Source organism: Halopiger aswanensis, from assembly GCF_003610195.1.
In the GTDB taxonomy this organism is placed as follows: domain Archaea; phylum Halobacteriota; class Halobacteria; order Halobacteriales; family Natrialbaceae; genus Halopiger; species Halopiger aswanensis.
Genome location: NZ_RAPO01000009.1, coordinates 1 through 12,194, shown reverse-complemented (window position 1 = coordinate 12,194; position 12,194 = coordinate 1). Strand labels below are relative to the sequence as shown.

Genomic DNA, 12,194 nt, shown 5'->3' with positions numbered 1-12,194 from the left:
ATCAGTACTCGGAGAAACCTCTGTCGAGTTGTCTGATCGTCGGAGTCTCCCCCTCGATATCGGTGAGGCACTCCTGTAGCTTGCGGGAAAGTCGATCTGCGGTGTCGCGGTAGTTGGGACGGCCCGCAAGGTTCACCTGCTCGAACGGGTCCTCGTAGAGGTCGTAGAGGTACCGCTCCACGTACGTATCGCTCGCCGGGTCGCCGTTGCCGCCGCGCCAGCCGTTGAGCTTCGGCGCCGCCACGGCGTACTTCCACCGGTCCGTCCGGATTGCCCGCCCGATCTGCGACTCGCTGATCTGGACGAACGCGAGACCGTCCTCGTCTGATTCATCACCCCGTATCACGGGAAGCAGGCTGTCTCCGTGCATCTCGTCGGGCGGTGTGAGTCCCGCCGCCTCCAAGAGGGTCGGAGGGAGGTCGAGGAGACTAGTGACGCGCTCCACGTTGTGCGCCTCATCGAAGCCCGGTCCGGCGAGGATCGCGGGGACACGGACTGCCGACTCGTGCGGCGTCCGTTTGTACTCCCCTGGTCGGGTCCGGAAGTGACACCCGTGGTCGGACGTGTACGCGACGACGGTGTCGTCCCGGATGCCCCGCTCCTCGAGCGCGGAGAGGAGATCGTCAACCGCCTCGTCCAGTCGCTTGACCATCCCGTAGTAATCGGGAAGCTCGCCGTACCAGTCGCCCGGGCTCGACTTCAAGTCGCCCGGAATCCACGGGTCGGTGCCGTAGCGTTCCGCGTAGTCCTCGGGGGCGACAAATGACCACATATCGTTCTGGTGGTGCGGCTCAAGATACGAGACGACTAAGAAAAACGGCTCCGAGAGGGCGTCCAGCCCCTTGATCCCGAACTCCGTGAACGCATCTGTTCGATATGCGTCGAAGGTGACTCGGTCGCCCGCCTCGTCGTAGAGGTACCCTTCTTCTGGGTGCGACGTGAACTCGGGTACGTCGGCGGCCCGCCAGAAGTCAGTGTATCCGCCCCGCGACCCTTCCGAGACGGGCTCTTCGAACGCCCCGGAGAGGTACCATCCGCCGACGAAGCCGACGTCGTATCCCGCGTCGGCGAACCGGTGCCCGAGGGTCCGAACATCGTCGTCGAGCTCTAACCCCTCGCGCCACACACCCGTCTCCGTCGCGAACCGTCCTGTCTGGAAGGCGGCCCTGAACGGGACACAGGTGGGCTGGGGCGTGATAGCCTGCTCGACGACGGTTCCTTCCGCCCCGAGGCGGTCGAGGGTCGGGGTCAGGTCCATCGGCGAATCATAGACGCCGAGCGTATCCCACCGCTGCTGGTCGGTGAGCACCACGAGTACGTTGGGGCGGTTGCTTCGGGACATCAGGCAGCACCCCCCGGTACAGATCGACTCATCGGTTCGGTCCAACGCCATTCTGTCCGGCGGACCGTCGTCATGGGCGTCATTGGAGCACCTTGTTCTGAATGGAGGTCGCGGTGCTTGCGACGATACTCGAGAAGTCATACTGAGACGATTCCTCTCGCATTTGTTCGGCCGGTCCCGAGATGGTGACCGCGCCGACAGGGTCGTCGTCTCTATCCGTGATCGGCGCCGCGATACAGTGGCGATCGCTGTCGTATTCGCCCCTGTCGTGTGCCAGGCGGTTATCCCGTACGGCCTGTAACTCGGCGTCGAGCGCGTCCCTGTCGCTGATCGTGTTCTCGGTATACTCGGACGGAACGAACTCGTCGAAGACGGCTTTGCGGTCGTCCGCCGAGAGGTACGCCAGTATCGCCTTTCCCCCGGCGGTAGCGGGAAGAGGGACTCGCTCTCCCTCGAACAGCTCCGTCTGCGTGTGCTCTTCGCTCACGACTCGCGTCAGGTACACACCCCAATTCCCCTCGCGGATCATGATGCTTGCCGTCTTCTCGGTCGCCTCAGATAGTTTCTTCAGTGGTCCGTGAGCTACGTTGTAGAGGGTCATTCTCGCGCGCACGCTCGCACCCAGTTCCAGAAATCCGACGCTCAGTCGATATTTGCGACCCGTTTTGACCACATATCCGACCCGTTCGAGCGTGGAGAGATGTTTGTGTACGGTCCCTTTTTGAATCGAAAGCTCGTCCGCGAGTTCGCTGACGCCCACGGACGTCCGACCGGCCATCGCGTCGATGATCCTGAAGCTCGTCACGGTCGTCCGTGCAACTGGCGTGCTGAGGTCGCTCGGATCGCGGACAGTTGGCCTTGGCATACCATCCGTTGGGGCCCCGCCACGGAAAAAGTTGTTCATACATCGTGAACTATGTAGGAACTCGACGTCAGGTTCCGAGCGACGACAGTCTAACTTCTCGAACGCGGCCGTTTAGATGGGGACGTCACACCATGGACAGACCGGATCGCCACTCAACACGGAAGGCGGCCGTGTTCGAGCGAACGTTTCGAACCGCATATATGAGGGGAGGTGTACGCTATTCCGCTCTCTTTTGGTGATATGAACGATACGCACGCCAGTTAGTTTGATTTAATATGATGGGTGGTTTAATGTCGAAAGGAGATGTATTCCTCATCTGATCACACGACTGTGGACGCATCACTCTGTCTCCCCGTCCGCCAGGAAGTTTACGGCCCAAATCCGAGAGTTGTATTACACACGTATGTTTGTAATTTCTAATTGGCCATCCAGGTCACCAGCGGTGCGAGCCACACGAGAAATCGTCGCGACCACATATATTGTTCATGCATTGTGAACAAATCTACTAACAGCGTTTCTTGGGTGCTGCGACGTACCTCTTCGCAAACGCTCCTCGCCGTGCTAGCCGCCACGCGTCGAAGATGAACACAGCCTCGCTGGAGTAACTCCGGTTTCGGGAACTCACTCAAGCCGCGGCAGATACGGTTCGTTGGCCGCCAGCAGTTCCTCGGTCATCTCGTGAATCTCCGGCAGTGTCAGCTGTGCGGCGGTCAGCGGGTCCTGTTTGACCGCGCGGTGCACCTTCGCACGATCATTCTCCAACGCGCCTTCGACGACAAGCTGGTAGACGGCTGTGTGCTGCTGTGGGAACGTCCGGATCGATTTGGGGAGCTCGCCGACTGAACACGGGTGGATACCGGTCCCGTCGGCGAGGACGGGCACCTCGACGCAAGCGTCCGCGGGTAGCGATTCAATCGCGTTCGTCTCGTTGCTGACGTTGAGATTGAACCGACGGGGGGTGTCTGTTTCGAGGGAGTGGATGAGTCGCGATGCGTACTCCTCCGACCGCTCGGCGCTAACCTCGTCGAGATCGACGTTCAGGTCCGGATCGTCGCGTTCCTCGGAGCGTTCCTTCCACCCCTCAAGGTACGTCGCGGTTGGCATCCGTTCAGCGTAATCGGTACCCGTCATCGCTTCTATCGTCGTCTCGTCGGTACGGAAGTACGGGACGTATTCAGACATGTGATGAGAGGACTCGGTCGGGAAGTAGCCGAAGTGGTCCAGCATCTCGAAGCGAACCGTGTCTCGGTCGTAAGTCTCGGGTCGGTCGCCGGCGTCGCGGAGTTCTGGGTAGAGGCTCTCGCCGTCGTGTGTCACCTCGAGGAACCACGCGACGTGGTTAACGCCGGCGACCCAGTACTCTAGTTCGTCTTCGGGAACACCGACGTAGTCGGCAATGGCCTCGGCGGTGTGGGGGACACTGTGGCAGAGGCCGACCGTTTCGATGTCGGTCGCTTCGAACATCGCTTGGCACAGGATCGACATGGGGTTCGTGTAGTTCAACAACAGCGCATCGGGACATACTTCCTCCATGTCGCCTGCGATGTCCAGCATCGTTGGAATCGTCCGGAGCCCCCGGAAGATGCCGCCCGGTCCGATCGTGTCACCGATAGCCTGCTTGACCCCATACCGCTCGGGGATGCGGATCTCGTTTTCAAACGGCTCGGTCCCGCCGACGTTGATCATATTGAGAACGTAATCTGCGTCCTCCAGTGCATCGAGCCGGTCGGTCGTCGACTCCACCGTCGCGTCGAGACCCTCGTTCTCGACGATCGCTTCCGCAACCCGTGCCGTCTGGTCCAGTCGGTGTTCGTCGATGTCCATCAATACGATCGTGCTGTCGGAGAGTTCGTCGAACGAGAGGATGTCGCCGACGATTTTGGTAGCAAACACCATACTACCCGCTCCGATGAACGTGATTTGGGGCATACAAAGAATGCTAAAAATGAAGGATTAATAAATGTATGTGTCGACGGAGTGTATGCCCCACGAGCCGTGGTCACAGCCGCCGTCATAAATTATAAATAGGATTAGTTAGACATACAGAGCAGAGTCACACCATGACAAACAGCAGCAATACTGTGGGCAGTCAGTCTCGGCTGAGCAGGCGGTCGCTCGCGAAACTCATCGGCACCGGTGCGGTGGTCGGTCTCGCCGGCTGTAGCGGTGACGGCGGTAGTACCGGCTCGGGCGACGGGAGCGACTCCAGTGGCGGAGATGCGACCGAAGGATCCAGCGAAACGACGACCTTAACCGCCGCCAGTTGGGGCGAGGGGGTCGAACGCGAGATAGTCACGGAGATCCTGAACAGCTACGGGAATTCGGCGGAGGGTGTCGAGGTCGAGTACCAGAACACGCCTTACGATCAGTACTCGCAAAACCTCCAGACGCAGTTCGCCGGAAACGAGGAGCCGGATGTCTTCTACCTGATCTCCGACGAGGCGCCGACATTCATGCGGAACGGCGCGCTCCTCTCGGTCGGGTCCGATCTGCGAGACGCCGACGACTACGACTTGGACGACATCCTCGATAACTTGCTCGAGCCGTTCACCTACGAGGGCTCAGTCTACGGGATCCCGAAGGATTTCACGCCGGTTGGGCTCTTCTACAATACGAACCACTTGGAGGAAGCGGGCGTGTCCGCACCGGAGACTTGGAGCGAGCTCCGGAGCGTCCTTGAAGCAATCGGTGAGTCGACTGACGTGGACTACCCGATGGCGGTCGGGAGCCAGCCCCGAAACACGCTCATTCAACTTATCCTGCAGAACGGCGGGAACGTCCTCTCTGAGGACGGCAGCGAAGCGGTGGTCGGATCACAGGAGGCCGTCGAGGCCATGGCGTTCCTGAACGACCTCGTCGAGGACGACCTCGCCGGAATCTACGGCAGCGACCTTGATTCGACGTGGGCACCACCCGCCATGGACGCGGAAACGATCAGCATGGCAATGACCGGTGCGTGGTCCGTGTCTACACTTGAACAGGAGTACAGCGACCTCTATGAGGCGACCGAGGTGGGGATGCCCATCCCAGAAGGCGGCGAGGAAGCCACCATCTCATTCACGACCGCATGGGCGGCCTCCGCGAACACGGATGCTCCGGATGCTTCTCTTGGCCTGATCAAGGCGCTCACCGACGAGGAGGGCATGTGGGACTGGGTTAGTACCGGCACGGCGCTCCCGTCACGACAGTCGCTTCTGGATCGTGACTTCTACGATGACCGGCACCTGCTCTCCGGGTTGGGTGACCTCGGCGACGTCGCCCACCCGATGGTGTTCGGACCGCAGACGCCGATGATCCTCGACACGATCATGAACGAAGCGGAGGCTGTTCTGACCGGTGACAAAGACCCCGAAACCGCGATGACCGACGCCGAGCGCCAGATCAACTCTGAACTCTGACGATGGCTCAAACGACTATTGACGGTGTGACGAAGCGCTTCGACAGCGGCGACGACACCATCGTGGCCGTGGACGATCTCTCGATCGACATTCGTGATGGCGAGTTTCTCGTCCTCGTTGGCCCATCCGGTTGCGGGAAGTCGACAACGCTCCGCACCATCGCCGGACTCGAAACGGTGAGCGAAGGGAATATTTACATCGGAGACCGCGACGTTACGGACGTCAAACCGAAGGATCGCGACATTGCGATGGTGTTTCAGAACTACGCGCTTTACCCGCAAAAAACGGTCGCCGGGAACATGCGGTTCGGGCTGAAGATGACGACCGACCTCGACGACGAGGAGATAACGCGTCGCGTCGAGGAGGCGGCAGAGCTGTTGGACATCAGCGAGCTGCTCGACCGACGACCACGGGCGCTCTCCGGTGGCCAACAGCAGCGAGTTGCCCTCGGCCGGGCCATCGTTCGTGACCCTGCGGTGTTCCTGATGGACGAGCCGCTGAGTAACCTCGATGCGAAGCTCAGGACGCAGATGCGAACCGAGCTTCAGGAACTCCACGATGAGCTGGAGGCGACAACCGTCTACGTCACCCACGACCAGACCGAAGCGATGACGATGGGCGACCGCATCGCCGTTCTTGCCGGCGGAGAACTCCAACAGGTGGGCACGCCGATGGAAATGTACTACGAGCCGGCGAACGAGTTCGTCGCCACGTTCATTGGGTCGCCGTCGATGAACATCTTGGAAGCTACCTTCGACGGCGAGAACATTCAGCTCCCGGGATTCACGTACGAACCGACCGACGCACAGCGCGAGGCGCTTGACCGCGACCTGCGCGGGGACTCGCTTACGCTGGGTATCCGACCCGAGGACGTCGTTCTCACCGAGGAACCAGGCCCACGGACGACGGAGTTCACCGCAAGCATCGTCGAGCCGATGGGCAACGAGAACGTCCTTCATCTCGACCACGAACTCGGCGAGGTGGTAGCGACCGTCGCAGGCGGACAGCGCGTGCGAGAAGGGGACCGCGTCCGAGTCACACTCCCCGCGGACCACGTCCACGCCTTTGACGGCGAGACTGGCCAGACCGTCTTCAACCGAACTCGAACCGAGGAGACGGCGACGGGCGTCATCGGGTCGCGGTCGAACTCGGGCGGGAACGCTCTCACGGACGGATCGGGAACCGGTGAGAATCGATGAGCACGCCGTCAGAGTCCGACGAACTGTCGGCCAGTCGCCTCGGGACGTCGATCCGGACGGCGCTGAGCAACCTCGTCGACCGGCCGACCGAGGAGAACAACCTCGCCGGATTCCTCTTCGTCATTCCGAACGTCGTCGCGTTCACCATGTTCCTGCTTGGGCCGATCGTGTACGCGTTCGTGCTCTCGTTTCAGGAGTGGAACCTGTTCTTGGGAACCGGCGAGCTGTACTGGACGGAAATATACGGAGTCAGGCTCCCGGTCGGGAACTACGCCGATATCCTCCAACCGTGGCCGTGGGCGAACGACTGGGCGTCGCTCAGCAGCCCTTCCTACAGCCTCTGGTGGTTCGCCGTGCGCAACACGGTGTTGTACACGGCGGTCGTAGTACCGGTCCAGATCGTCGGCGGGTTCCTTGTGGCACTCGCACTTGACAGTCGTATCCGCGGGAAGAAGGTGTACCGCGCTGCCTACTTTCTCCCGGTGATGCTGTCGGCAGCAGCGAGTGGTGTCATCTGGCGCTGGGTTCTCTCCGAGAACGGCGTCATCAATGAGTTCCTCCGGCCGCTGGGGCTTGCTTACGGCTGGGCGAACAGCCCCGATACTGCGCTCGGTGCCCTGATGCTCATTGGGCTCTGGGGCGGGATCGGGTTCAACATGATACTGTATCTCGCCGGGCTCCAGAACATCCCGGACGAGCTGTACGAAGCAGCGCGGATCGACGGGGCAAATGGACTCCAACGGATCCGTCACGTGACGTGGCCAAACCTTCGGAACACGCACTTTTTCGTGACCGTTCTCGCCATCATCGGGACGTTCCAGGTGTTCGGAATCGCTCTCGCCTTCGCGGAGGGCGGTCCGGCCCGCGCGACGACGACTATCGTCGTCCTGATCTACGAGACGGCGTTCGTCCAGAGCAGTTTCGGGCGGGCGACGGCGATGGCGTTCCTGCTTTTCGCCGTCGTCTTCGTGTTCAGCTACTTCCGGTACCGTCTTGAACAGCAAGAGGAGGTGAGCTACTGATGCCGAAATCGAACTACGAGTATCCGGGCTACGAGCGATCCGGTATTCGGTACTGGTCGAAGACGACACTTTTGTACGGGTCCGTCACGCTCGGCGCGCTGCTCTGGTCGCTTCCGTTCTGGTGGATGGTGTCGACTGCGCTGAGCGCGGACCCGACCGCGGGAGGTGTCTCGCTGCTTCCTCAGAGCGTGACACTCGCAAACTTCGAGGAACTGTTCGCGACTCAGCCCGTCGGCAGGTGGTTCCTCAACACCATCTTGTTCGCCGGCACCGTTACTGCGTTCAACCTCGTGTTCGACAGCCTTGCCGGGTATGCCCTGGCTAAAATCGAGTTTGTCGGTCGCGAGAAGCTGTTCTTGCTCTTCGTCGCGACGATAATGGTCCCCGCGATGGTGACGCTCATCCCTGTGTATATTCTCCTGTCTAACCTCGGCTGGGTGAACACCTACCAGGGGCTGATCGCGCCGATGATCGCGAATCCCCTCGGGATATTCCTGTTGCGCCAGCACTTCAAGAATCTCCCGTCCGCACTCGGCGATGCCGCGAAGATTGACGGATGCAACGAGTTCCAAACGTTCTACAGGGTTTACCTCCCGCTCGCGAAGCCTGCACTCGCCACGCTCGGCATCTACACGTTCGTGACCACGTGGAAGAACTTCGAGTGGCCGCTGATCATCGCAAGCGACAGGTCGATGTACACGCTCCCGGTAGCGCTGTTCACGGTGCGGAATCAGTACTTCACCGAGTGGGGGCTAGTGATGGCCGCCGCCGCCGTCATCGTGCTGCCCGTGATAGCCGTTTTCCTCTCGGCGCAGCGGTACTTCATCCGCGGCATGACGCTCAGCGGCATGAAGGGGTAATAGACCCCTTTACCGCTCTATACCTGTTTCAGGCGCAACGGATTTTGCTCCCTCGCCCACTACCTCTTCGAAGGCGACGACCTCGCCGACTGCGAGGACACCGAACATCGTCAAGGGAATTAGTATCAGCGAGACGGTCGCAATCGCGAGGAGTCCGGCGATGGAAACTAGCCAAAGTACCGTGTATGACAGGGGCGTTGCGAAGGAGCGACCGGCCATCCGAAGTGTGTCGACCGTCGACGGCGGCGATGAAGTGCGTGCCCGGAAACTCCCGACCCGATACGCCAACGCGAGTATACAGATGACGCCGTACATCCCTAGGAGCGCAAGCAAAAGCAGCCCTCCCTGCTGACGCGCCCCACCAACGACGTAGTAAAACGCCGTCACTCCGCCGACCGCGATCAGGAGGAAACTGAATGGCATCCCCGCCTGAAGGTTCCGCTTGAATGCCTCGACGAACAGCCGAGCACGGGCCCGCTCGGAAGGCGGTGCACCTGTGTCGCGACGGGTGATAACCGTCGTCAGCACGTCGACAGACGCGAGAATGGCCGACCCGACGGTCACGAGCGGTAGTGACGCTACTATCGCCAGAAGGCAGATAACGATAACGGTGAGAAACTCGGCGTACAGGACCCGAGCCCACGTTAGTCCAGTCGCGATGGGACTTGGCCAATCTTTTGGCATTACCGACGTACTGGTGGCTCCCAAAATAAAACAAGCGGTGTTCGAACTGGCAGCCGACGATCGGTCACGGCCGATCGTTCTCAGAGGTACTCGTGATTCCGCCCGTCCCCTTTCGAGTCACCGATTTGGGTACCGCTCACGAGAGACGCAAGCAACACGCACGTTACCGGGGCTGCGTTAATTTTGCGTGAGCCGTGTCGGACAGCGGGATCTTTTAGCCACGCTTTAGAAGTATTTTCCATATATAAAATTATTTAAAAATAGTAAAAATATAGGTTAATAAAATATATTATAGGTCATTTGGGATCGATAGTTGTCGTCGTCAAGGATTTTCAACGGGTAATCAGTGTTATCGACGGAACATTCGATGTTGTGGCAATGTCTAGTCGAGCCAGTTTGAGAAACGAGCAGGTCATTGAGTGAAGTGGTTAGGATGCCCGCAAACCTGCTTAGCGGGAGCTACGAAGTGGATCTAGAAGAAGTTTGGGAGAACGAGCGGACAGCGACGCCCATCAGGGCGTTTGCCGTCCATCTCCATCAGACCGATTGTTTGCTTCGGGAGGAAACAACGATTCTCGCTGAATTAGGCGTTGAACGCTCTTACGGAGCGGTTTGGAACTGGTGCATCGGCTGGCTGACAGCGGACGCGACCCGCCGACAGCGTCGCCGTTGCGGGTCGCTGTCGACGGAACCACTGTCAAGATCAGTGGCGAGTAATATTGGCTAAATAGTGCAATAATACTCGGTGACAAAGTTGATTCTCGATGTCTCATTATTTGATTATATATAAATAATATGGTGACTATGTAACTGCAGAAAACCCGAGAGAAACACGATTTCTTCGGGTCTAAGTTTCTTATTGATCAACTTGGCCATCTGACTAATCAATCGATAAACTATACCGACCGATAATTCATGGAAGAGGGTTTCATACCCTCAAGATACGTATAGACCGCTTCCGTAATTTGTGAATTGGCAGTCGGGCGAGCGTCCGAGAGTATATTGAACAATCAGTGAATTACTATAACCGCCAAAGACCGAATCAAGATCTCAACGAACTGTGCCAATTGAGGAGGTGCAGAATTAGGTAGTGACCTACAGGTAACGCTTTTTAACGCCGAAATTTTATTACTCGAGTAGGAATCAATCTTACAATGACTTCGCAGAACTCCCTCTTTCAAAAGGCGCAGTTACGGGCGCGGAATATCGGCGGAATAAGTGAAACAACCGTCGAACTCGACGATGGAGTCTCCGTTCTCACAGGGCGAAACGCGACCAACCGGACCTCGCTTTTGCAGGCGTTTATGGCTGCTCTCGGGAGCGAATCGGCATCTCTCAAGGCCGACGCCGACGAAGGTGAAGTCGAACTCGAGCTCAACGGCGAAACATACACACGACAGCTGCGACGGGCCGGCAACACCGTCGTCACCGACGGTGACCCCTATCTCGAGGATCCGGAACCGGCCGAACTGTTCGCTTTCCTACTCGAGTCGAACCCGGCCCGACGCACGGTCACGACAGAAGGAGATCTCCGCGAGATCATGCTTCAGCCGGTCGACACCGACGAAATCGAAGCTGAAATCGCCCAGCTGACCGCCGAAAAAGACCAGATCACCGACGAACTCGAGCGCCTCGAGTCACTCAAACGCGACCTCCCCGACCTCGAGCGCCAGCGCACCGACATCGAAAACCAGATCGAGGAGAAACGCGCCGAACTCGAGGCGGTCAAGGCCGAAATCGAGGAGACCGAAGCCGAGGCCGACGACCAGCATGCCGAATCCGACGAACTCGAGGAAAAGCTCGAGGAACTGCGCGAGCGCCGCTCCGAACTCGAGGACGTCCGCTTCGACCTCGAGACCGAACGGGAGAGCCTGGCGGCGCTGCGCGAAGAACGCGAGGGGATCAAAGCCGAGCGCGACGCCCTCTCCGAGTCCGACGCGATGGATCAGGAGGCCATCAATGAGGAGATCGACCGCCTCCAGCGCCAGTCCCAGTCGATCGACACTGTCGTCAACCAGCTTCAGAGCATCGTCCAATTCAACGAGGAGATGCTCGAGGGTTCCCACCCCGAAATCCGGGAGTTACTGGCCGAGGGCGACGACGCGTCGGGGTCGAGTTCCGACGGCACCGTCACCGACGCCCTCCTCGAGGAGGAGGACGAGGAGACGGTGCGGTGCTGGACCTGCGGCAGTGAGGTCCAGCGCAGTGAGATCGAGGGGACGATCGAGCGGTTGCGCTCGCTTCAGGAGCAGAAACGCAGCGAGCGCACCGATCTCGAGGAGCGGATCAAATCGCTGCGGACCGACCGCCGGGAGATCGAACAGACCGAACGCAAACGCCGCCAGCTCCGTGACCGGCTGGCCGATGTCGAGAACGAGATCGACCGCCGCGAGGGCCGTCTCGAGGAGCTAACCGAGCGCCAGGAACAACTGGAAACCGAGATCGACGCCCTCGAGGATGAGGCGGCGGAGCTGGAGGCCGAGGCCGAACCCGAGGAAAACGAGGACGGAGACGAGGAGAGCCTGCTGGAACTCAACCAGCGAGCCAACGAACTCGAGTTCTCGCTGGGGCGGCTCGAGCGGGAGCTGGAGACGACGACCGAGGAGATCGAGGAGATCGAATCGGCCCTCGAGGAGCAGGACGACCTCGAGGCTCGCCGCGAGGAGATCCGCGACGAACTCGAGGACCTGCGTACCCGGATCGACCGGATCGAGCGCGAGGCCGTCGAGTCGTTTAACGAGCACATGGACACCGTCCTCGAGATTCTCGAGTACGAGAACATCGACCGGATCTGGATCGAACGCGTCGGCCAGACGGTCCGCGA

At 59.8% G+C, this 12,194-nt stretch carries 9 protein-coding genes and 1 pseudogene; 6 read left to right on the top strand and 4 right to left on the bottom strand.

All coding sequences use genetic code 11. From position 1 onward, the window contains the following. Position 1: 1 nt before the first annotated feature. The 3 genes from ATJ93_RS22310 to melA all read right to left on the bottom strand — a co-directional run bounded on the left by ATJ93_RS22310 (position 2) and on the right by melA (position 4,136). Positions 2-1,342, bottom strand: coding sequence for a sulfatase-like hydrolase/transferase (locus tag ATJ93_RS22310; RefSeq protein WP_120246865.1), 1,341 nt, complete (start codon positions 1,340-1,342; stop codon positions 2-4). Positions 1,343-1,421: 79 nt separating this feature from the next. Next, on the bottom strand, positions 1,422-2,207 hold the full coding sequence (locus tag ATJ93_RS22305; RefSeq protein WP_170155637.1) for an IclR family transcriptional regulator: 786 nt from the start codon (positions 2,205-2,207) through the stop codon (positions 1,422-1,424). 621 nt (positions 2,208-2,828) lie between these two features. After that, positions 2,829-4,136: an alpha-galactosidase gene (melA, locus tag ATJ93_RS22300; protein WP_120246863.1), complete on the bottom strand. Its 1,308-nt coding sequence runs from the start codon at positions 4,134-4,136 to the stop codon at positions 2,829-2,831. 131 nt (positions 4,137-4,267) lie between these two features. Here melA and ATJ93_RS22295 point away from each other — a divergent pair, with 131 nt between their 5' ends. From ATJ93_RS22295 to ATJ93_RS22280, 4 genes are read left to right on the top strand one after another with little or no spacing between them, the layout of a single operon-like run. After that, positions 4,268-5,605, top strand: coding sequence for an extracellular solute-binding protein (locus ATJ93_RS22295; RefSeq protein ID WP_120246862.1), 1,338 nt, complete (start codon positions 4,268-4,270; stop codon positions 5,603-5,605). A gap of 2 nt (positions 5,606-5,607) precedes the next feature. Continuing rightward, the gene (locus ATJ93_RS22290; RefSeq protein ID WP_120246861.1) at positions 5,608-6,804 is read left to right on the top strand and encodes an ABC transporter ATP-binding protein; all 1,197 of its coding nucleotides are present in this window, start codon (positions 5,608-5,610) and stop codon (positions 6,802-6,804) included. After that, complete coding sequence (locus ATJ93_RS22285; protein ID WP_120246860.1) at positions 6,801-7,826, top strand: carbohydrate ABC transporter permease; 1,026 nt, start codon at positions 6,801-6,803, stop codon at positions 7,824-7,826. Before ATJ93_RS22290 ends, ATJ93_RS22285 begins: the two co-directional genes overlap by 4 nt. Next, on the top strand, positions 7,826-8,686 hold the full coding sequence (locus ATJ93_RS22280) for a carbohydrate ABC transporter permease (RefSeq protein ID WP_120246859.1): 861 nt from the start codon (positions 7,826-7,828) through the stop codon (positions 8,684-8,686). The genes ATJ93_RS22285 and ATJ93_RS22280 overlap by 1 nt, the downstream gene beginning before the upstream one ends. A 9-nt stretch (positions 8,687-8,695) precedes the next feature. On the opposite strand, the gene ATJ93_RS22275 is transcribed toward ATJ93_RS22280, so the two are convergent. Beyond that, a complete protein-coding gene (locus ATJ93_RS22275) occupies positions 8,696-9,370 on the bottom strand; it encodes a hypothetical protein (RefSeq protein ID WP_120246858.1) in 675 nt (224 codons plus the stop codon). 433 nt (positions 9,371-9,803) lie between these two features. Between ATJ93_RS22275 and ATJ93_RS22270 the strand changes: the two are divergent. Next, positions 9,804-10,457 (top strand): annotated as a pseudogene (locus ATJ93_RS22270) (IS6 family transposase). Positions 10,458-10,524: 67 nt separating this feature from the next. Continuing rightward, positions 10,525-12,194: archaea-specific SMC-related protein (locus tag ATJ93_RS22265; protein WP_120246897.1), on the top strand; the 1,670-nt coding region annotated here is incomplete at its 3' end.

What these genes read in the sequence shown, in the direction of transcription:
- ATJ93_RS22285 (WP_120246860.1), top strand. Translation starts at nt 6,801, where the DNA reads ATGAGCACGCCGTCAGAGTCCGACGAACTGTCGGCCAGTCGCCTCGGG.
- ATJ93_RS22305 (WP_170155637.1), bottom strand. Translation starts at nt 2,207, where the DNA reads ATGCCAAGGCCAACTGTCCGCGATCCGAGCGACCTCAGCACGCCAGTT.
- melA (WP_120246863.1), bottom strand. Translation starts at nt 4,136, where the DNA reads ATGCCCCAAATCACGTTCATCGGAGCGGGTAGTATGGTGTTTGCTACC.
- ATJ93_RS22295 (WP_120246862.1), top strand. Translation starts at nt 4,268, where the DNA reads ATGACAAACAGCAGCAATACTGTGGGCAGTCAGTCTCGGCTGAGCAGG.
- ATJ93_RS22280 (WP_120246859.1), top strand. Translation starts at nt 7,826, where the DNA reads ATGCCGAAATCGAACTACGAGTATCCGGGCTACGAGCGATCCGGTATT.
- ATJ93_RS22275 (WP_120246858.1), bottom strand. Translation starts at nt 9,370, where the DNA reads ATGCCAAAAGATTGGCCAAGTCCCATCGCGACTGGACTAACGTGGGCT.
- ATJ93_RS22290 (WP_120246861.1), top strand. Translation starts at nt 5,608, where the DNA reads ATGGCTCAAACGACTATTGACGGTGTGACGAAGCGCTTCGACAGCGGC.
- ATJ93_RS22310 (WP_120246865.1), bottom strand. Translation starts at nt 1,342, where the DNA reads ATGTCCCGAAGCAACCGCCCCAACGTACTCGTGGTGCTCACCGACCAG.